The organism is Flavobacterium sp. MAHUQ-57 (assembly GCF_051908335.1).
Classification (GTDB): Bacteria; Bacteroidota; Bacteroidia; order Flavobacteriales; family Flavobacteriaceae; genus Flavobacterium.
This window is the reverse complement of record NZ_JBPZTE010000007.1, coordinates 1,102,796-1,124,530: the sequence shown is the minus strand read 5'-3', so window position 1 is coordinate 1,124,530 and position 21,735 is coordinate 1,102,796. Positions and strand designations below refer to the sequence as shown.

At 34.8% G+C, this 21,735-nt stretch carries 22 protein-coding genes; 20 read left to right on the top strand and 2 right to left on the bottom strand.

Annotated features, from left to right (window positions below; genetic code table 11):
• Positions 1–5: 5 nt before the first annotated feature.
• Complete coding sequence (locus ACS8MM_RS13145) at positions 6–200, top strand: AtpZ/AtpI family protein (protein WP_379717669.1); 195 nt, start codon at positions 6–8, stop codon at positions 198–200.
• Positions 190–591 carry a hypothetical protein gene (locus tag ACS8MM_RS13140; RefSeq protein ID WP_379717667.1) on the top strand — a complete coding sequence of 134 codons (402 nt, stop codon included), beginning with the start codon at positions 190–192 and terminating at the stop codon, positions 589–591. Before ACS8MM_RS13145 ends, ACS8MM_RS13140 begins: the two co-directional genes overlap by 11 nt.
• On the opposite strand, the gene ACS8MM_RS13135 is transcribed toward ACS8MM_RS13140, so the two are convergent.
• Positions 581–1,969, bottom strand: a complete 1,389-nt coding sequence (locus ACS8MM_RS13135; RefSeq protein ID WP_379717665.1) for an RCC1 domain-containing protein — start codon at positions 1,967–1,969, stop codon at positions 581–583. The genes ACS8MM_RS13140 and ACS8MM_RS13135 overlap by 11 nt on opposite strands.
• Before the next feature lie 300 nt (positions 1,970–2,269).
• Here ACS8MM_RS13135 and atpB point away from each other — a divergent pair, with 300 nt between their 5' ends.
• The 7 genes from atpB (at position 2,270) to ACS8MM_RS13100 (ending at position 8,557) form a co-directional block, all read left to right on the top strand.
• A complete protein-coding gene (atpB, locus tag ACS8MM_RS13130) occupies positions 2,270–3,445 on the top strand; it encodes a F0F1 ATP synthase subunit A (protein WP_379717663.1) in 1,176 nt (391 codons plus the stop codon).
• A 34-nt stretch (positions 3,446–3,479) separates the two neighbouring features.
• A complete protein-coding gene (atpE, locus tag ACS8MM_RS13125) occupies positions 3,480–3,674 on the top strand; it encodes an ATP synthase F0 subunit C (RefSeq protein ID WP_379717661.1) in 195 nt (64 codons plus the stop codon).
• A 78-nt stretch (positions 3,675–3,752) separates the two neighbouring features.
• A complete protein-coding gene (locus ACS8MM_RS13120) occupies positions 3,753–4,253 on the top strand; it encodes a F0F1 ATP synthase subunit B (RefSeq protein ID WP_379717659.1) in 501 nt (166 codons plus the stop codon).
• Positions 4,254–4,260: 7 nt separating this feature from the next.
• Positions 4,261–4,794: an ATP synthase F1 subunit delta gene (gene atpH, locus ACS8MM_RS13115; protein ID WP_379717657.1), complete on the top strand. Its 534-nt coding sequence runs from the start codon at positions 4,261–4,263 to the stop codon at positions 4,792–4,794.
• 14 nt (positions 4,795–4,808) lie between these two features.
• The gene (gene atpA, locus ACS8MM_RS13110; RefSeq protein ID WP_379717655.1) at positions 4,809–6,386 is read left to right on the top strand and encodes a F0F1 ATP synthase subunit alpha; all 1,578 of its coding nucleotides are present in this window, start codon (positions 4,809–4,811) and stop codon (positions 6,384–6,386) included.
• A gap of 73 nt (positions 6,387–6,459) precedes the next feature.
• On the top strand, positions 6,460–7,317 hold the full coding sequence (atpG, locus tag ACS8MM_RS13105; RefSeq protein WP_379717653.1) for an ATP synthase F1 subunit gamma: 858 nt from the start codon (positions 6,460–6,462) through the stop codon (positions 7,315–7,317).
• Positions 7,318–7,402: 85 nt separating this feature from the next.
• On the top strand, positions 7,403–8,557 hold the full coding sequence (locus ACS8MM_RS13100) for a hypothetical protein (RefSeq protein WP_379717651.1): 1,155 nt from the start codon (positions 7,403–7,405) through the stop codon (positions 8,555–8,557).
• A gap of 69 nt (positions 8,558–8,626) precedes the next feature.
• Here the strand turns inward: ACS8MM_RS13100 and ACS8MM_RS13095 are convergent, their stop codons facing one another.
• Positions 8,627–10,711 carry a prolyl oligopeptidase family serine peptidase gene (locus tag ACS8MM_RS13095; protein ID WP_379717649.1) on the bottom strand — a complete coding sequence of 695 codons (2,085 nt, stop codon included), beginning with the start codon at positions 10,709–10,711 and terminating at the stop codon, positions 8,627–8,629.
• Positions 10,712–10,764: 53 nt separating this feature from the next.
• On the opposite strand from ACS8MM_RS13095, the gene ACS8MM_RS13090 reads away from it, so the two are divergent.
• From ACS8MM_RS13090 to ACS8MM_RS13040, 11 genes are all read left to right on the top strand, one after another.
• On the top strand, positions 10,765–11,205 hold the full coding sequence (locus ACS8MM_RS13090) for a GNAT family N-acetyltransferase (RefSeq protein ID WP_379717647.1): 441 nt from the start codon (positions 10,765–10,767) through the stop codon (positions 11,203–11,205).
• An 88-nt stretch (positions 11,206–11,293) separates the two neighbouring features.
• Positions 11,294–11,956 (top strand): hypothetical protein, encoded by a 663-nt coding sequence (locus ACS8MM_RS13085; RefSeq protein ID WP_379717645.1) that lies wholly within the window; start codon positions 11,294–11,296, stop codon positions 11,954–11,956.
• 1 nt (position 11,957) lies between these two features.
• Positions 11,958–13,079: a hypothetical protein gene (locus tag ACS8MM_RS13080; protein WP_379717643.1), complete on the top strand. Its 1,122-nt coding sequence runs from the start codon at positions 11,958–11,960 to the stop codon at positions 13,077–13,079.
• A gap of 29 nt (positions 13,080–13,108) precedes the next feature.
• A complete protein-coding gene (locus ACS8MM_RS13075) occupies positions 13,109–14,923 on the top strand; it encodes an OmpA family protein (protein ID WP_379717641.1) in 1,815 nt (604 codons plus the stop codon).
• Between the two features lie 45 nt (positions 14,924–14,968).
• Positions 14,969–15,739 (top strand): ABC transporter permease, encoded by a 771-nt coding sequence (locus tag ACS8MM_RS13070; protein WP_379717639.1) that lies wholly within the window; start codon positions 14,969–14,971, stop codon positions 15,737–15,739.
• 4 nt (positions 15,740–15,743) lie between these two features.
• Complete coding sequence (locus ACS8MM_RS13065) at positions 15,744–16,574, top strand: ATP-binding cassette domain-containing protein (protein WP_379717637.1); 831 nt, start codon at positions 15,744–15,746, stop codon at positions 16,572–16,574.
• A gap of 11 nt (positions 16,575–16,585) precedes the next feature.
• Positions 16,586–18,100: an AAA family ATPase gene (locus ACS8MM_RS13060; protein ID WP_379717635.1), complete on the top strand. Its 1,515-nt coding sequence runs from the start codon at positions 16,586–16,588 to the stop codon at positions 18,098–18,100.
• A 2-nt stretch (positions 18,101–18,102) separates the two neighbouring features.
• The gene (locus tag ACS8MM_RS13055; RefSeq protein ID WP_379717633.1) at positions 18,103–18,582 is read left to right on the top strand and encodes a hypothetical protein; all 480 of its coding nucleotides are present in this window, start codon (positions 18,103–18,105) and stop codon (positions 18,580–18,582) included.
• A gap of 26 nt (positions 18,583–18,608) precedes the next feature.
• Positions 18,609–20,057 (top strand): lipopolysaccharide biosynthesis protein, encoded by a 1,449-nt coding sequence (locus tag ACS8MM_RS13050; protein WP_379717631.1) that lies wholly within the window; start codon positions 18,609–18,611, stop codon positions 20,055–20,057.
• 169 nt (positions 20,058–20,226) lie between these two features.
• On the top strand, positions 20,227–20,661 hold the full coding sequence (dut, locus tag ACS8MM_RS13045) for a dUTP diphosphatase (protein ID WP_379717629.1): 435 nt from the start codon (positions 20,227–20,229) through the stop codon (positions 20,659–20,661).
• 53 nt (positions 20,662–20,714) lie between these two features.
• Positions 20,715–21,728, top strand: a complete 1,014-nt coding sequence (locus ACS8MM_RS13040; protein ID WP_379717627.1) for a sugar phosphate nucleotidyltransferase — start codon at positions 20,715–20,717, stop codon at positions 21,726–21,728.
• The last annotated feature ends 7 nt before the right edge of the window (positions 21,729–21,735 follow it).

The following is a 21,735-nucleotide window of genomic DNA, read 5'->3' as shown; positions in this document are numbered from 1 at the left end:
CTAAGATGAACAAATGGTTGGGATTAATTAATATTCCCATCCAAATGGGGTTGATTATTTTTTTATTCTTTAAACTTGGAGAATGGCTTGACGTCAATCATCCGAGTGAAAAAATTTATTATAGTCAATTGTTAACGGTTGTAGGAGTTTTTATTGCGTTGTATAACGTTATCAAACAAGTGAATAGAATTGGAGAGTAATACAATGTTGTCAGATAATAAAGTGATTGTTCAAATTAGTAGTATTGGATTAGTAGTCTATACAGTTCAAAAAATTCTTTTTAAAATACTGAATGTAGATACCGCTTCTTTTCAAATCAACCTAGAAATCATACATGCAATTATGTTGGTATTCTCTTTGATTATTATGATAATTCTTAACGTTGTTTTTAAAAAAAATAAAGATGTGGTCGGCATGACTTTTTTATTGATCACTTCTATAAAAGTCTGCCTTATTTATGTCATAGGTTCATATTTCATTTTAGATTCTGGGAATGCAATTGAAAAATGGAATTTCTATGGACTGTTTGTACTATATCTTGGTTTAGAAACTTTCTTTACCGCACAAAGACTCAATCGGACTAGTTTTTAATAAACTTCACTTGGTACAATTGATTATCAGTTGTGATTTGCAGAATATAGATACCTGAAGATAAAGGATCAATAGCTATTTCTTGACCATTGTTGGTGTTTAACAGTATTTTACCGGATAAGTCCAAAACGCGTAAAGTTGAAATAGTCAAGTTTTGGTTGTTTTTTAAACGCAAAATCGAACTCACCGGATTAGGATACACAGAAAAATCTTCTGCTGAAACAAAATCATCGGTCGCTAATGTTGGACACGAAACGTTTACCGGAGCGCTTTTGGCAGTTTGTGAATTATCTCCTAATTGTCCCCATAAATTGGCACCCCAAGTATATAGAGTACCATCACTTCGGATAGCCGCAGTATGTGTGATTTTTGAATCGATATATATCCACGTATTGTTAAAGGTGTTTTCTTGAGTTGGATTTAGTGTTGGTGAAGGAGCAGGTGATAGTGGCGTACCAATTCCTAACTGACCCGAAGCATTGCCTCCCCACGACCAAATCGTTCCGTCATTTTTAATTACCAAAGTATGTTGATGCCCTTTTGCTATTTTTATGGCACCATTGAGAGAAGCTATGTTGATAGGGGTAGTTTTATCTACAGTTGTTCCATCACCCAATTGTCCAGTTGCATTCGAACCCCATGTCCAAAATGTGCCATTGGTTTTCAACGCCGCACCATGATCTCGCGATGCAACTACTTTTGACCAATCGGTATCGGTTCCCATTTGAATCGGTACATAAGAAAATGCAGGTAGCGTTGTACTGAATCTTGCTGTGTTATTAGTTCCCCAAGCCCACAATTCTCCATTAACTTTTAAACCTAATGCATGTTGTGTTCCGGCCGATACTGATGCCCAATTAGTTGCGGTTCCAATTTGTACCGGGGAATTTCTATCGTCAGTAGAAGTATCTCCTAATTGCCCAAAAGCATTATCTCCCCAAGCCCAAAGTGTTCCGTTGGTTTTTATGGCCAAAGAAAATTCATCTCCAGCAGATATGAAAGCCCAATCTGTATCCGTTCCAATTTGTTGTGGTGTATTAAAAGTGGACGCATTGGATCCTATGCCTACTTGACCATCTGAATTTCTACCCCATGCCCACAACGTTCCGTTGGCTTTTATTGCCAAATTATGAGCATTTCCAGCTGAAATTTTTAGCCAATTGGATTCCGTTCCGATTTGTTTAGGTAGTAAATTGATCGTTGAAGAATTTTGGCCAGTACCTAACTGCCCTGAGTTATTTCTTCCCCAAGACCATAATGTACCACCATCTCTTATTCCTATAGTATGTATACCCCCGGTGGATATTTCAGACCAACATTGAGAATAAGTAGTTATGGAATAGGAAAAGAGAAAGAAAACAAGTAAAGTTTTTCTCATATTTTACAGATTTAAGGAGCCTGCTAAAATAGGAAAAAATAAGTTATTAACAATTTCATTGCGCTTATATCGACGAAATAACCGCTTTTACCGCTGAAATACAGGGTTTTAGCAAATAAAAAAGCCTAAAAATTGTTGATAACTATGACTAAAACTCTTGATTTTTAAGGGAAAAGCCTTCAAAAAAGCCTTCAAAAAGCCCTAAAAACGATCTTAAATAAAAAAAATAATTTAAACGTTTCGGATATTAATAAAAAATGTACCTTTGCACCAAATTTAAACACTAGCATTATAGTTTTTATGGTGATTACAAAAAAACCGGTATCATTAATATTATCAGCATTAGTAGGGCTATTTGCTTCGGCAGTTTTAGCCAATCCTACAACTGATTCTACCCACGTAACTACGCAAGAAAAACACGAAACACATGCTGTTGCTCATGATTCTACTCATGCGGCTGCAACACATGAAGAAAAAGCATTAACCCCTGAAGAGGAAAGAGCGGAATACATCCAGCATCACCTTTTGGATTCTCATGACTTTACCTTTTTCTCTTACGGTAAAGAATCAGGACATGAAAAACATATTGGTTTTTCGTTGCCTGTAATTTTATGGGATAATGGTTTTCAAATTTTCTCATCGTCTAAATTTGAACACGAAACTAAAGTTGCCGAGAATAATGGTAACTATTATAAAATTGTACACGGACAGATTTTTAAAACAGATGCTAACGGTACAATCAATATGGATGAAAAACACCATCCAACAAATGTGAAGCCTTTGGATTTATCTATAACTAAAAACGTTTTCATGATTTTAGTAACAGGTATTCTATTGTTGTTATTGTTTTCAAGTTTAGCAAAATCTTACAAAAAGAATAATGGTATTCCTTCTGGAGTTGGAAGATTCTTTGAACCTATCATTATTTATATTCGTGATGAAATTGCGATTCCGAACATCGGAGAGAAGAAATACAAAAAATACATGCCATTCTTGTTGACAGTATTTTTCTTTGTGTGGTTTTTAAATATCTTCGGATTGACTCCGCTAGGTGTGAACGTTACTGGAAACATTGCAATTACGGCTGCATTGGCTATCTTAACGTATTTGATTACAACTTTTACAGCAAATAAAAATTACTGGGGACACATTTTCTGGATGCCAGGAGTGCCAGTTCCAATGAAAATTATTTTGGCTCCAATCGAATTATTGGGAACAATCATTAAGCCGTTTTCATTAACAATTCGTTTGTATGCAAATATTTTGGCAGGTCACGTAGTATTGATGAGTATTATTGCATTAATGTATACTTTCAATAATATGGTAGGAAGTACTTTATCTTTCTTCTTAGCTTTTGTACTTTCGTTACTTGAAATTTTAGTTGCCTTATTACAAGCATATATTTTCACGATGTTGTCTGCTCTTTATTTTGGAGCGGCTAACGAAGAACATCATCATGATGAGGATCATCATTAAAATTTGAATGTTTAATTAATTTAATATATACATTATGACTATTCCAAACATTGTAGGAGCTGGTTTGATCGTTATCGGAGCAGCATTAGGTATCGGTAGAATCGGTGGTTCAGCTATGGACGCTATCGCTCGTCAACCAGAAGCTTCAGGTAAAATCCAAACTGCTATGCTTATCGCTGCAGCTCTTATCGAAGGTATTGGTTTCGCTGCTTTATTCGCAGTAAGATAATCAAAAAAGCTAAATACAGTTGCAACGGTTGGTTGCAACTGTACTTTTTAAAATTTAATTTACTTAATAAAAAATATAATGGAAGAATTATTAGGACAATTTTCGTTAGGTCTATTCTTAATGCAAGTTTTATTATTTGTAGGTCTTTTACTTTTATTAAAAAAGTTTGCGTGGAAACCAATTTTGGACGCAGTTAATGAAAGAGAAGAAGGTATTAAGGATGCTTTGCTTTCGGCTGAAAATGCTAAGAAAGAAATGCGTGAATTACAAGCTAATAATGAGCGTATTTTACAGGAAGCACGTTTAGAGCGTGACACATTGTTGAAAGAAGCTCGTGAGATTAAAGAAAAAATGATTGCTGATGCAAAAGAAGAAGCGCAAGTACAAGGTCAAAAAATGATCGAACAAGCCAAAGCTTCTATCGAAGGTGAGAAAAATGCAGCTATGGCTGAATTGAAATCTCACGTATCTTCACTTTCATTGGAAATCGCTGAAAAATTATTAAAAGACGAATTGTCTAACAAAGAAGCTCAAGTAAAATTAGTTGAGAAATTGTTAGGTGATGTAAAATTAAACTAATTCAAGCATGTCAGGTACAAGAGCAGCCATTCGCTATGCGAAAGCAATTTTAGACTTAGCTCACTCAAAAAGCGTTGCTACTGAGGTGAGTCAAGACATGACTTTAATTGCGAATACGATTAAAGAAAGTAAAGAATTACAAGATTTTATCGTAAACCCAACTTTAAGAAATGAAGTAAAAAATAGTGCATTATTAGAGGTATTCGCTTCTGTAAATGGTGTAACTAAAAGTTTATTTCACTTGTTGTTTGAAAACAAAAGATTCGAAATCTTAGAATCAATTGCTGTTGAATACAACAAACTGTTTGATGAAGCTAATGGTGTTGAAGTTGCTAAAGTAACTACAGCTGTTGCTATGACTCCAGAATTGGAAGCGAAAGTTTTGGCTAAAATCAATGAGTTTTCAAACAAAAAAGTAACCATTGAAAATACAATTGATCCATCTATTATTGGGGGATTTATTTTAAGAATAGGCGACAAGCAATACAACGCTTCAGTTGCTAATAGATTACAAGTTTTAAAAAGAGAATTAAGTAATTAATTATTTATATAATTATGGCGGATATTAAACCTGCTGAAATTTCAGCAATCTTAAAAAAGCAATTATCAGGTTTTGAATCTGGTGCTACGCTAGAAGAAGTAGGAACAGTACTTCAAGTAGGAGATGGTATTGCTCGTATTTACGGACTATCAAATGTACAATACGGTGAGTTAGTAGAATTTGATAACGGTATGGAAGGTATCGTTTTGAATCTTGAAGAAGACAATGTTGGTGTGGTATTATTAGGCCCATCTACAGGTTTAAAAGAAGGTTCAACTGCTAAAAGAACACAACGTATTGCTTCTCTTAAAGTAGGTGAGCAAATGGTAGGTCGTGTAGTAAACACATTAGGTCAACCAATCGATGGTAAAGGTCCTATCGGTGGTGACTTATACGAAATGCCTCTAGAGCGTAAAGCACCAGGAGTAATTTTCCGTCAGCCAGTAACTGAACCATTACAAACTGGTATCAAAGCAGTAGATGCAATGATCCCTGTTGGTCGTGGACAACGTGAGTTGGTAATTGGTGACCGTCAAACAGGTAAATCAACTGTTTGTTTGGATACTATCCTTAATCAAAAAGAATTTTTCGATGCTGGTAAACCAGTATTCTGTATTTATGTAGCTATTGGACAAAAAGCTTCAACTGTGGCAGCTATCGCTAAAACATTAGAAGAAAAAGGAGCAATGGCTTATACTGTGATTGTTGCAGCTAATGCATCTGATCCAGCTCCAATGCAAGTTTATGCTCCAATGGCAGGTGCTGCAATTGGTGAATATTTCCGTGACACTGGTCGTCCTGCTTTAATCGTTTATGATGATTTATCAAAACAAGCTGTGGCTTACCGTGAGGTGTCATTATTATTAAGAAGACCACCAGGACGTGAAGCTTATCCTGGAGACGTTTTCTACTTACACTCTCGTTTATTAGAGCGTGCTGCTAAAGTAATCGCCGATGACGATATCGCTAAAAACATGAACGACTTACCTGAGTCATTGAAACCAATCGTTAAAGGTGGTGGTTCATTAACAGCTTTACCAATCATCGAAACGCAAGCAGGTGACGTTTCTGCCTATATTCCAACTAACGTAATTTCGATTACTGACGGACAAATCTTCTTAGAGTCTGATTTATTCAACTCTGGTGTACGTCCGGCAATCAACGTAGGTATTTCTGTATCGCGTGTTGGAGGTAATGCACAAATCAAATCGATGAAAAAAGTATCAGGTACTTTAAAATTAGACCAAGCGCAATTCCGTGAATTAGAAGCTTTCGCGAAATTTGGTTCTGACTTAGATGCTGCTACATTAAACGTAATCGAAAAAGGTAAACGTAACGTAGAAATCTTGAAACAAGGATTAAACTCTCCGTTTACTGTAGAAGATCAGGTAGCTATTATCTATGCTGGTTCTAAAAATTTATTGAGAAATGTTCCTGTAAATAAAGTGAAAGAGTTCGAGAAAGATTTCTTAGAATTCTTGAATGCAAAACACAGAGATACATTAGACGCTTTAAAAGCTGGAAAATTAGATGACAACATTACTGATGTTATCGAAAAAGTAGCGAAAGAAGTTTCTGCAAAATATAACTAATAATTTAGTGAAGAGTAAGTAGTGATTGAACCAAAACAATCACTACTTGCCAATCATTATTTACTGATAAGAAATGGCGAATTTAAAGGAAATCCGTAATAGAATTACTTCCGTTTCATCAACGATGCAAATTACATCTGCGATGAAAATGGTTTCTGCTGCAAAGCTTAAAAAGGCACAAGATGCCATTACAGCAATGCGTCCTTACGCTGAAAAATTAACCGAATTATTGCAAAATCTTTCGGCTACTTTGGAAGGCGAAGTAGGAGGAGACTATACTACGCAAAGAGAAGTAAAAAAAGTACTATTGGTTGCTATCACCTCGAACAGAGGATTGTGTGGTGCCTTTAATACTAACGTGATTAAAGAAATCAAAACGATCACCGAAAAATACAAAGGTATTCAAGTGGATGTGTTGGCTATTGGGAAAAAAGGTAACGATGTTCTTAAAAAGACACATACTATTGTTGAAAACCAAAGTGCTATTTTTGACAATTTAACGTTTGATAATGCTGCTACAGTTGCTGCATTACTTACAGATAAATTCATTTCTGGAGAATACGATCGTGTTGAATTAGTATACAACCAATTTAAAAACGCTGCCACACAAATCGTGAAAGCAGAACAGTTTTTACCATTGGCTCCAATTGAAAAAGGTACGGCAGTAGCTGGAGATTATATCTTTGAACCTTCTAAGGAGGAAATTGTGATGACTTTGATTCCAAAATCATTGAAAACACAATTGTATAAAGCCATTCGCGATTCATTTGCTGCTGAACATGGTGCTCGTATGACGGCAATGCACAAAGCAACAGATAACGCTACAGAATTAAGAAATCAATTGAAATTAACATACAATAAAGCGCGTCAGGCTGCAATTACTGGGGAAATCTTAGAAATTGTAGGTGGAGCTGAGGCTTTAAATGGTTAATACTATTGTACTATAGTATCAATGAGCCTCATGATTTGAGGCTTTTTTTTTATTTTATTTTTTCAATCCTAAACATTAAAACGTAATGAAATTTAGAATTACAATTTTCACTTTATTCATTGTTACGATGAGTTTTGCTCAAAAGGTTAAACCACCAAAAGTTGACCTTGATAGATATTCCTTCCGTGTTAGCTATCAAAAATTACCTGAGATTTTTGTTCCACTCGAAAATATGACGTATTCTACATACGTAAGTACAGCATTATCATTAAGAAGCGCTAATGTTGACGGATCAGTTTTGAATAGCCAACTTCAAATTTTTGGTTGGAAAAAAGTTGATGATAGTCCTAATCTAAAGGTTTCTCTTAATTTAAACGAGTACAACCAACAGGGTTCAAAAGTGAATACAGAGGTTGTTGAAAATAAAGATAAGGATGGAAAAGTTACAGATAGATATAATTTATATCAACTTGTCGCAGATTATTCCGGAAGTGCAGTTTGTTATACTGAAGGTATTAAATCCGGTGAGGTAGAAGCTCCAAAACAAGAAACCAAAACAGAATCGAAAGTAAATCGCTTTTTGCAAAAAGTAAGTGATGGTGCCGCTAAATTAGATGATTCAGACTCAAACAATAAAAGCACTTTGAAAAGGAGTTTTGGGTATTCGTACCAGTATAAGTCGGATCAAGTGAAACACTCTTCTAATGAAATTGTTAAAAATTACAATTTAAGTAAAGGGGATTTATTTAGAACTTACGCATTAAAGTTTTCAAATGATGTTTTAAATGGTGCAAATGAATTTATAAACAATAAATACGGTTACACACCTCTAACAATTTCTGATAATCTTTGGATTATAGATTCTGAGGATGAAGAAGGTAAAATTCAAAAAGAAGCCGTTGACGCTGTTAGAACTATTTTTAACACCATGAATCCTAATATGCCTTTGGATGATATTAAAACTAATATTCAACCATTAATTGAGTATTTTGATTCTTTAAAAACTAAATATACTGGTGATGACAAGGGGAGTAGAAAGATTAGATATTCTGCGTATTACAACCTTGGAAAGATTTATTTATATTTGGATATGCCAGAGAAAGCAATCGCTGAAGGTGAAGGTTTGATTGCAAATGATTATGATAAGAAAGATGGGAATAATATCATCAATGATGCAAAAAGATTAATGGCTGATTTTGAAAGAACAAAACTTAAAAGCAGACATAATGTTTTGAATTAATAGTGCTTTTTCTATTGAATTATTTAAAAATAGCTGGTAATAATAAATTACCAGCTATTTTTTTTAGTATTATTTCATCAAGAAGTATAAGAGATAATCATAAAACTCCGCTTGTTCGCGTACATATTTCTCATAAGTATTACCACCGTAATGACCTAAATCTTTCCTCACAACCAATAAGATTTTATTTTTTTGAGCTTCTCTGTTCTTTAGCGAAGCATAAAATTTATAGGATTGAAAGGGAGGTACCCTATCATCATTGTCCGCAGTAAACACAATAGTTGTTGGATAGTTGACCTCATTTTTAATTTTATTTAAAGGCGAATAATTAAAAATTGCTTTGTATTCTTCCTCTATCTCTGGGTTGCCATATTCTATCGTATTATATACACCCACTGTATACTTGTGTTTATTAATTACATCAAATACACCCACTTTGGGCAATGCCAATTTGTACAAATCAGGTCTTTCGGTCAGTGCATAGCCAACAACCAAACCCCCATGTGATCCTCCAGTTATCGCCAATTTTTCTGAATTGGTATATTTTTCCTTTATCAAAAATTCAGAAGCATCTATAAAATCATTCAGACAATTTATTTTATTGATACCACTTCCTTTTTTATGCCAATCGGGTCCTTTTTCTCCACCACCTCTAATTTCTGCAAAAGCATAAATACCGCCTTTGTCTACAAAGTGCAAAAGCCCATTATCATATCTTGGTCCACTGATTATTCCAAAACCTCCATAGGCTTCTAGTAAACATGGATTTTCACCATTCAGTATTGTTCCTTTTTTGTAAAGTAGGGTTATTGGAATATCAATGTTATCTCTGTTTTTATAAGTGATACATTTCGTTTCAAAATGATCTAATGGGAAAACGGTTGGCCTTTGTCTATTAACGGATGTAAATACTTGTTCAGGCTCACCATTATTTAAACTTACTTTAAAGTTTCTATTGGGTATTGTATACGAAGAAACGCCAAAATAAATTTCGTTAGTTTTTTCATCGTAATTCTGAAAATTGATGTTCATGGCTAAAGGAACTTCAATTTTCTTGACGAATTTACCTGAATAGTCATAAATTGAAAGATAGATTTTACCGAGAGTTTTGTATTTACAAATAATATAATCATCTGTAAAATAATTATTTACAAGTAAATGATTGTAGAATTGAGGAATAATTTGTTTGTCATCTTCTTTATTTTTCAAATCAAATGACCTTACTTCGCCCCAATTGAATTTATTGGAAGAGTAATAAATTCTTCCATTATGGTAATTGATGAAATTAAATGTATCATCATTGTTTTCATAAAATTTGATAAGTTCAAATTTATCGTTGGTCAAATCACTGTAATAGAAATTGGTTTTGGTGTAATTGAAGTTTTTCTCAATCACAAACAGTTTTGTTCTAGTTGTAAAAAAAGAGATATGATTTTTACTGTCGCTTGTATCAAATAATAGTTCATCTGCTTTTTGAGGTGTATTCAATCTATGGTAATATAGTTTGAAAGTTGAGTCTTTGGCAAATTTTGTTTGATTTGAATTTTGCTTATAGAAAACACCTAAATCTTTATTCCATGCTACAGTTGAAAACTTAACATTAAGCAATGAATCTTTAATGGGTTTACGTAGATTTAAATCGTTAAAACGAATCTCTAGTTTGTCACTTCCATTGATTCGAATACTGTAAGCAATATAATTTGAGTTTTTGGAAGGATAAAAATCTTCAATGTTTACATTTTTAGAGGTATAAATCTTAGTTGGATTGATGATTTCAAACGGCTCATCTTGAATCGTTTTAAACATAAATAATGAAGGCGCTTTTTTTCTGTCTACAGTCATGTATTTGTAGAAATACCTACCTGCTCGCATTGGTAAAGTTCCCGTTGAATTGGAATTATACAATTTAATGGTTTCTAAAGTTGAAACCTTTTTTTTAATTGTTGCGTAATAGCCTGCAGAATAACCACTTTGATAAGCTACCCAACTTTTAACGTCTTCCGATTCCAGATTTTCCAACCACGAATATTCGTCGTTGAATTGTAAGTTAAATTTAGAAATTTTATTGTCAACTTTTTTGGTTTGGTAAGAGCCGGTCTGCGAATAAGCGTTTACAGTCAACAAAGCAAAAAAGAAAAAGCTTTTTAAATTCATGGTATTATTTTTTGCAAAAGTAATGTAATTTTATAGACATTAACAGATACTATATGGAACTTAGAGAACTCACCACTATAGAAGAAATGTTGGCTCAAATTGAAGCCATCCATTTTTTATATCCCAAAATGACATTGGAAAAATACAGACAGTATTTATCACAAATGATACCTCATAATTATAAACAATTGGCAGTTTTTGACGGTGAAAAATGCGTAGGAATTACCGGTTTTTGGAAAGGAGTCAAACTTTGGTCTGGACCTTATTTGGAAATCGATAACTTTGTTGTGCACCCCGATTATCGTAAAAATGGCATCGGAAAATTAATGACAGATTATATTGACGCTCTAGCTCATGAATTGGGAAGTACCATGATAGTACTCGATGCCTATGTTGAAAATTTTACAGCTCATAAATTTTATTACAATCAAGGATTTGTTCCCAGAGGCTATCATTTCCTGAAAATCATTAATTCTGAGCAATTAAGCTCGTAATTCTAAAACTTTTTATATTTTTATTGGGAGTTATAGTAACTTTTTTTAAGAGCTTACGTATAAATGATGTAAACAAAAACCAAAGTACATGTCAAAAGAGAGTTTTAATTGGAAGAGTCTTTTTATAAATGAAGAGACTGGCAAATCTGAATCTTCAAGCCAAGAACCTCAAACCGTAATACCAGTAAACAAATTTCCGGAAGTCAACGCACCCGTAAATATTCCATCCAATTCCAACAATCCTTTTTTAAATGAAATTTTGGAAGTATATCAAAAAGGATTTGAAGGATTGAATCATGAAGGTTTTGATTTTTTCGAATTGTATAAATCAGTATCGGCAGTTGGGGTAACCAATCCACAAAGTTATCAAATGGCATTTGCCATGGGTAAATCACTTAATCCAAGTTTAAGTAAAGAATTACTTGTCGAAAAGGCAAAACATTATCTGACTGAAATTGATAAAGTACACCAAAAATACGATGCTACCGGTAATGCCAAAAAAAGTGATTTGAATAACAAAATCACTCAAGAAAAAAACACACTTTCAAAAGCAGTTTCCGATTTGGAACAGAAAATTGCACAATTGCAACAAGAATTGAATCAAAAGAAAATTGAATTGGAAAAAGTAGATTTAGTAAACCAAGAAGATTTTTCTGAAATTGAATTGAAAATTGAAGCCAATAATTTGGCAAAACAAAGAATAGTTGATTCAATCAACACAGTTTTAACAGGAGTAAACCAGTATTTATAAGATGAATAAATTCGAACAGGAAAAGAGCACTTTATTAGAGTTGCCTATTCTTAAGCACTTTGACGAAACAAAAGGGGAAATTGCATTAAAAACGGATGCACTAAAAAAAGGAGAAAAATCATTATTTTGGGTAATAGCACTTGGATTACTTGGTATTGGAGGTTATTTGACTTGGACTTATATCATTCCGCCATTGTTCACCATGCTAGGTCAAGCGATTGCTTTGTCGGCCACCGGAATTTTCTTGATTTTCTTGGTAATTATGTTTCCTGTAATCATGAAAGCACTGCGTTTTTCAGCTAAAAATCTTCACAAAGCACTAATCCACAGCAACCCGTTCAATGAATTGGAAGAACAAAAGCAAAAAATGATCAAAAATCGTGAAGTTTTTAAAAACACAAAAGCCAAGCTTAAAGGTTTGAAAAACGAAATGGAAATTGAAGCTGGTAAATCTGAGAAGGAAGCAAAAGATTTTCAAGAACAAGTATTAAGCTTACAACGCCAAGCGGAAAAATTAAAATCTGCGATGGATGAAATGGTGAAGCAACACGGAATCGGAGCTAAAGATACTGATGAATATGTAGCGCTTCAAAGTGAATTGGCTAAAAAATTAAGTGATTCACAACGTGTTTCGAATCAGTACGAACAAAGCAAAACCTTCATTCAAAAGTATGGGGTTAGAGCGAATGTTCTTGGAAAAATGGACAGAAAACTAACACTTGCCGGAACAGCTATTGATATCAAAATTGCCGATTTTGACACTACAATTACCATGTTGCGAAAAGAATATGAGTTTGCTAAGAATGCCAAAGCAGCTACAGAAAGTGCCAAAAACGCCATGATGTTTACTAAAGACTGGGAACTGGAATATGCTCTAGAAGTGGTAACGTCGACTATCGCTCAGGATATTGCCAGAACATCTGAAAATTTAATTGACATCGATTCGTTAACATCACAATATTCGGTTGATAATGATGAGTTGTACACACGATTGGATTCGTTGGCAGACAAAATTAAAACAGGAGATAATACAATTCCGGACTCTACCAAATATACAAGTCCGAATTATAAAATGTCAAAAGAAGACAAACAAAACGCCGGAGGATTTGGCGATATATTTTAATAAACACACGTAAAACAAAATTTATAAAAATGGGAAAAATTTTAAGAATGGCTAAATTGACAACTCTTTCTGAGTTATTGATTGTAGCTGTAGGTATTGGAGGAGTTCTTGGTGGAATCTATTTTATTTCTCCTGGAATTAAAACTGCCGTTTCTAAACAATTAGGTGGAATGGAATTGAATTCTACCGATGTGAATAACGTTACTAATGCTGAAAAAATTGAACTTCCTTCAAAAGAAGTATCCACAGCAGTTGCTGATAAACCTTTAGTTCGTATCGCCGGATACGCATGGAACGGTCAATCAGGTATTATCGTTTCTAATGGCGGACCTAAAACAACTAAGGGTTCATTAATGGAGAAAAACGGAGTGAACCTACAAATCATCCGTCAAGACTGGTTGTCAGAACTTCGCAATATGCAAATGAAATTTATTGAAGAATTCGACAAAGGACAAGAATTCCCTTCTTCAGATAAAAGTGCTTTTGCTGTTATGATCATGGGTGACGGTGCACCGTTCTATATCAGTTCTGTTCAAAAATCGTTAGACGAAAAATACGGAAAAGATAAATACCATGTTCAGGTAATGGGAGCAATCGGTATGAGTTATGGTGAAGATAAATTAATCGGACCACCAAGCTGGAAATCAGATCCAAAATCAATGAAAGGTTCAGTTATTTCAGCTGTATTAGGAGACGGTGACTGGGTAACAACTGTTAATTACGCTTTCGCTAACGGTTTGAAAGTAAATCCGGATCCAACAACATATGATGCAGAAGCCGTAAATATCTACCCTTCTGAAAATGACGATTACATGAAATCAGCTGAAGAGTTGATCAAATCGCAAACCACTGGATGGACAGTTACTTTGAAAGAAGTAAATAACGGAAAATTAACAGGTAAAACGGTGAACCGTAAAATCGATGGTTGTGCAACTTGGACGCCTGGTGATAAAACAGTTTTTGATAAATTGTCAGGTTTCGTAGATATCGTTTCTACAAAAGAATTCAATAACCAAATGCCAACGGTTTTAATTGGTGTAAAAGAATGGGCAACTAAAAACCCGGAAATCGTTACAAATATTTTGAAATCGGCTTTGACAGCTTCCAACCAAATGAAAAACTATGAGGATTGGAAAGTGAGAGCTTCTGAAGCAGTTGCGGATACGTACCAAATCGAAAATGCAGAATACTGGTACAAAATGTTCAAAGGACAACAAGGAACTAAAAACGGATTAACTTACAACATGGGTGGATCGAAAGTATTCAACTATGCTGATGCAATGCAATACTTCGGTATGTCTGATGGTGTAAACAGATACAAATCGGTTTATAATCAAGTATCGGGTTATTTAACAGAATTGAACCCATTCAACTTCAATGAAAACGTGGGTGGTGTAGTAGCTTATGAAGATGCAGTAAACTTATTCTTCTTAAAAAATATCAACGATATCGAATCAACTTCAGCAGATAAAGCAGATTATTCAAAACAATCTACTGAAATTATGGCTTCTGGTGAATGGAAAATCAACTTCTCATCGGGTAGTACTAATATTCAAAACAACTCTACTAGAGATTTGGAAAAAATCTACAACTTGTTAATCCAAGCGGAAAATTCTAAATTGACTATTGTTGGACATACAGATAACGTAGGTAAGCCGGAAAGTAATTTATCTTTATCAAAAGGTAGAGCACAAGCTGTGGTGGATTATCTGAAACAAAAAGGTATTCCTGAAAATCGTTTCCAAATGATTGATGGTAAGGGTTCAAACGAGCCGGTTGCGGATAATAATTCAGAGTCTGGAAAAGCACAAAACAGACGTGTTGTAATCACTTTCTTAAAATAAAATTCAATAAAACAGGCTATCCTTCGGGGTAGCCTTTTTACTCTTATGATAAAATTAATTACGCCTTTCGAGAAAATTTCCAAAGCCAATAAAACAATTATTTTAGCGGTATGGATTATTGCATTATTAGCAATTTGGTTTCTAGGAACCATGGGTGAAAAACATTTGTTTCCTTCACCGGCACAAGTATTTAAGGGTTTTTCAGAATTGTATAATGAAGGTTTGGTAGTACACATTTTTAATTCGTTGAAATTGTGTTTTCTGTCTATTTTTTTGGCAGTCATCTTATCCATGATCTTTGCTTATTCGTTTCCGATTCCTATTCTGAAACCAATCGCTGAGTTTGTAACCAAACTTCGTTTCTTGCCGTTCACCGGATTATCATTTTATATCACGATGGTTATTCATGAAGCACGTAATATGCAAATTTGGATCATGGTTATTTTCTTGACAACGTTTTTAACTACGTCATTGATTGCCGTAATTTCAGCGATACCACAAGAAGAATTCGACCATGCCAAAACATTAAAATGCTCAAGATGGGAAGTCTTGTGGCAGGTAATTATTTTGGGAAGAGTAGATCATGTTATCGATGTAATCCGTCAAAATCTGGCGATTACTTGGATGATGTTAGTAACCGTAGAATCCATCGTTGTGGCTTCCGGTGGCTTGGGATTCCTAATCAAAAACTCGGATAAATTCATGAATCACGGACGTATCATCGCCTTGCAAATTATTATTTTATTAATCGGTCTCTTTTTAGATTGGGGAATAAATTTCTTACGTAAATCAATTTTTAGATACTCAAAAATATAAACTGATGGAATTTCATTTTAAAGACACTTTACTTTATGTAGAGAACTTAAGCGTAGCGTATGATGGTGTTACAATTATCAAAGACATTAGTTTAATTGAAAAAGATGTAGTTCGCAAGGATAAGGATCAAACCGGGCAAATTATTGCAGTCGTAGGAAGATCAGGTCGAGGTAAATCGACTTTTTTTAAAGCGCTTACCGGACTAGTTCATCCCGAAACTGGAAAAATCTTAATTAAAGATTTTGAAAGTAATGAACCCAATGCAGCCAAACCAGTTAAAGAAGGAGATATTGGTTTCGTAGATCAGAAATATACCTTATTCCGTCATAAAACGGTACGACAAACTCTCGAATTTGCCTTACGAAAAAGTACACTTTCCAAAACAGAAAAAGACAAAAAAATCAACGATCATATCCAGAAATGGGGTTTGGAAACATGTGAAGACAAATACCCAAATGAACTTTCCGGCGGACAAAGACAACGAACCGCTATCATTGAGCAATTGTTTTCTTCGGATAAATTTATTGTTATGGATGAACCTTTTTCAGGTTTGGATATCGGGAACATTCAAGAAGTAAAAAAATCGTTCGATTTGTTGTGCGACGAATCAGAATTTAATACGGTATTGTTTTCAACACATGATATCGAATTGGCTATAGAAATGGCACAAGTTATATATGTTATCGGTCATCCCACAGTAAACGGATCCAAACAAAAATATGGTTCGATTATCGCACATTACGATTTGAGAGAAAAAGGATTGGCTTGGAAAGAGTTCGGAGACGATCACCGTAAATTGTACAAAGAAATCGTTCATCAAATGATGGAATCTTAATTCACACTGCCTTGAAAAACCAAAATCCAATAACAATTTTACAGGAATACTTGCTTTCACTCAAAAACAATATTGAAGGACAAGTCGAATCCGGACAGATGATTATCAAGAAAGAAGATATCGTAGCATTAAAAGAAGCGGCGTCTAAACTGCTTACTTTTTGTAAAGAGCTCAATAAAGATGCTCAGTTTGTTCAGCAGAGCAATGCGTTGGTTCATAAAGAGGCGAATCAAATAGGATTGTATAAAGCCGAACACTTTTTCCTTTCCGATATCATCACATTGATCGAAAATCAAAAAGAATTGACCGAGAAACAATGGTTTTCTTTGGCGTATTTTTATGATGTATTGCGAAACGAAAAATTTGTAGACGAAGCAGCTATCAATACACTGAACCGATTAGCAGTTTCCCCAGATTTCAAACACAATATTCAAAAATTGTTGTTGGGTTGTAAAATTGCTTCCGCTACAAAAGAGACGCAAAATTTTGTGATTGAAGCTTTAACCAATGCAAAGAATTCAAAATTGGAAGAAGCAAAAAAACATTTTGAAAGTGTGGGCCAATTGGTTTTTGGATCTTCAACTGAAGTTCAATCGAAAATCCAAAAAATAGTGGAGAATCAAGAATTAAAACAACCTGTAAATACAGCAATCAGCTTGCCTCCCGAAAATGATTCACTGGAAAAAGTCATGGCCGAGCTCGAAGCTTTAATTGGTCTTGAAGAAGTGAAAGCGGATATCAAGGAACTGATTAATTTGCTAGAAATTCAGAAGAAAAGAAAAGAAGCCGGATTACAAAATATTGACATTGCCTTACATACCGTTTTTCTTGGTCCTCCGGGAACAGGTAAAACCACTGTGGCTCGATTATTGAGTCGTATCTTTAAATTACTAGGGTTTTTATCCAATGGTCAATTGTATGAGACGGATAGGGAAGGATTGATTGCTGGGTATGTGGGACAAACCGCCATTAAAACAGACAAAGTAGTCGATGAAAGTATAGGAGGTGTTTTGTTTGTGGATGAAGCTTATGCACTGAATCAAAATGCCATGCAAAGTGATTACGGTGCTGAAGCAGTGAATACCATCCTGAAACGAATGGAAGACAATCGGGATAATTTGGCAGTAGTTGTAGCTGGCTATACAGAACCGATGCAACTTTTTATTGAGTCGAATCCAGGTTTGCGTTCACGATTTAATAGGTATTTCCATTTTGAGCATTTTAAGCCACAGCAATTGTATGCCATATTTGAAGCTTCATGCCAAAAATTGGATTTTGTTTTAACGGAAGATGCAATAGATAAAGTAAAAGAAACGTTCGAATTGTTATACGACAAACGAGATGAAAGTTTTGGAAATGCTCGTGTGGTTCGAAATTTATTCGAAAAATGTGTACAAAATCAAGCGAACAGGGTAATACAGATTAAAAATATAACTAGAGATGTATTGCGCGCTTTGACCGATGAAGACATCCCTGAACCAAAAGAAACTGTAGAAGATGTATTTTTCTTTTCTAAAAATGAGTAGTTATGAAAGTACTAAATATAATATTACTGTTACTGTTACAGCTTAGTTGTTGTAATAAGTTAGCGTATCAGGAAACAAGCACATTCCCAGTTAAAATTAAAGAAGTCTATTTTCAAAACTGGGTTGCAGGAGTTCGTGGGGGAGGTTCTGGCACCAATTTTCATCTGGAATTTGAACAGGAATTACCTACCGATATTATTTTGAATCAAGTCTATTTCAGAGGAAAAAAAGCCGTTGTCCAAAAAAATAGTGAAACACAATACGTTATTGCTTTTCACGGAACAGCTAATCTGCATAACAATGAAGAGCTAGTTTCTGATGCTCCACCTGTCGAAGTAAAGAAGATTGAAGCACCAATTCCTATTTCTGATGATGAAGCTGTTTTAGAATTTACCCAAAAAGGGAAACTCAAACACTACAAAATCAAAAATGTTACCAGAAAAGAAATGCTAGCGTATCCTTCAGTACGACCAAGAAATTAATTATTTTTGTTGCAAATAAATTCACTTTGAGCGTTTATAAAAGCCTTTTCAAACAAACACTGATTTATGGTTTGGCAACCGTTTTGCCAAGAATGATAAGCTTCATGCTTAATCCGTTGTATGTGCATGCATTACCAAAAACGGAGTTTGCGGATGTTTCCATTATTTTCGCTTACCTGGTTTTTTTCAATGTCATCTTATCCTACGGAATGGAAACCGCTTTCTTTCGGTTTTACAATCTGGAAGAAGATAAAAAAAATGTTATTGCTACATCCACCATATCACTGTTCTGGTCGTCTCTTATTTTTCTGTTTTCAAGTTTAATATATAGGGAAACCATCGCTGATTGGATCAATGTGAAAACCGAATACATTACGTATACCATTTGGATTTTAGTGTTGGATGCCTTGGTCATCATTCCGTTTTCAAAATTAAGAGCCGAAAGCAAACCCATGAAATACGCGATAATCAAAATCGCCAACGTTGGGATTAATTTTGGATTGAATATTTTCTTCTTGATGATTTTGCCAAAGTTGTCCAAAGACAATCTTTTAAGTACCATCTATTTTGAAAATTTTCAAGTCGGTTACATTTTCGTTTCGAATTTGTTGGCCAGTTTGTTCACTTTTGTGGTAGTATCAAACAACTATTTTAAAATCAATTGGCATTTCGATTTTGCACTTTGGAAAAAAATGATGCGCTACGGATTGCCTATCCTGATTGCCGGAATCGGTTTCGCCATCAACGAGCATTTTGATAAAATCTTATTGGAAAAATTAAATGTTCCCAAAGCGGATATCGGTGCTTATTCAGCCTGCTATAAACTGGGAATGTTCATGGTATTGTTCCGCACAGCCTATACACTGGGAATCGAACCTTTTTTCTTCAGCCATGCTGATAAGGAAAACGCTTCACAGACGTACGCCACCATCACTAAGTATTTCGTAATTTCGGGCTCATTCATTTTACTGTTTGTCATCGTTTTCATTGATCTGTTGAAATTGCTTTTAGTTCCCAATAGCAACTATTGGGATGCTATGAATGTAGTTCCGTTAATTATTATAGCCAATTTCTTTTTAGGCATTTACACCAATCTTTCGGTGTGGTACAAACTCATCAATAAAACACATATTGGGGCTATTATTTCTATAATTGGTGCAATTCTCACGTTAGTGCTCAACTATTTGTTGGTTCGTTCAATGAGTTATTATGGTTCCGCAATCGCGACTATTGTGGCTTACGGAAGTATGATGTTTATTTCGTATTTTCTGGGTCAGAAAAAATACCCGATTCCTTACGATAAAGAAAAAATTGTTGCTTATCTTGGGCTGTCCATTTTTCTTTCGGCCTTGTCATTTTATGTTCCCAAATTTAGAGAAAGCTATATCTTCGGGATATTTGCTTTAGTAATTTTTGGTTATTATATTTATCGAAACGAAAAAGAAACGATTTTAAAAATAGTAAAACGAAAATAATTTTCAGGAGCTGATCGCGCTGTACGCTGTAAGCTTTTGTATTCCTGTTGGTTTTCCTTTGTCCCAAAAAGAGCTTACTTCGTTCGCTTTTTCAGTACGGGAAAACAACAACAGTAATTTCAAAAGGCTTTTCGCTACCATCACGGCTAGCCACAAAGAAACTAAGAATATGCAAATCAAAATCATTAATAAATCACAGCATCTATTACCCAATTACGAAACCAATGCTTCTGCAGGAATGGATCTTCGTGCCAATATAGAAGCGCCCATTACACTAAAACCATTGGAACGCGCGTTGGTTAAAACAGGATTATTTATCGAGTTGCCCATTGGCTATGAAGCTCAGGTTCGTCCGCGAAGTGGATTGGCATTCAAAAAAGGGATCACGGTATTGAATTCTCCCGGTACTGTCGATGCCGATTATAGAGGCGAAATTGGTGTAATTTTAGTAAATTTATCCAACGAAGCTTTTGTAGTGGAAAATGGCGAGCGCATTGCACAGCTTGTCATCGCCAAACACGAGCGTGCCGAATGGATCGAAGTAAATGAATTAACCGAAACCAATCGTGGTGAAGGTGGCTTCGGAAGTACAGGAGTAAAATAAATAATAATACATCGATTAAAAGATTTTTTTAATCATTCAATCTTTCAATAAATATGAAAATAATCGTCCCTATGGCAGGCCGTGGCTCACGTCTTCGCCCACATACATTAACCGTTCCAAAACCGTTAATCCCAATTGCCGGAAAACCTATTGTGCACCGATTGGTTGAAGATATCGCAAAAGTAATCGATCATAAAATAGACGAAATTGCCTTCATTATTCATAAAGATTTTGGTGATAAAGTACCACAAGAATTAATTGCCATTGCAGAAAAATTAGGTGCGAAAGGGAGCATTTATTACCAAAATGAACCTTTAGGAACGGCACATGCTATTCTTTGTGCGAAAGAATCTATGGAAGGACCAATCGTTGTGGCGTATGCCGATACACTTTTTAGAGCCGATTTTACGTTAGATACTACAGCAGATAGTGTGATTTGGGTAAAACAAGTAGAAGATCCAAGTGCTTTCGGAGTGGTACAATTAAACGATGCGAATGAAATAGTGGATTTTGTCGAAAAACCAAAGGAATTTGTTTCGGATTTAGCTATCATCGGAATCTATTATTTCAAATCAGGAGAAACGCTAAGAAGTGAGTTGCAATTCCTGTTAGACAACAATGTAGTAAAAGGTGGAGAATACCAATTAACCGACGGTTTGGAGAACATGAAACAAAAAGGCATGAAATTTGTGCCAGGTAAAGTAGAGGAATGGATGGATTGTGGTAACAAGAATGTTACGGTGGAAACCAATTCGCGTATGCTGAATTTTCTACAACATGACGGAGAGGAAAATTTAATAGCCGATACTGTTCGTATTGAGAATTCTACCATCATTCCGCCATGTTTCATTGGGGAAGATGTAATTTTAATTAATTCAACAGTAGGACCGAATGTGTCATTAGGAAAAGCAAGTCATCTAACGAATGTGAAAATTCAAAATAGTTTGGTGCAAACTCATGCGCATATCCGTAATGCAAAATTAGACAATGCGATGATAGGGAATCATGCAACATTTGATGGTGATTTTAAAAGTATCAGTATCGGAGATTACTCCGTTTTAGAATAAATGGTGA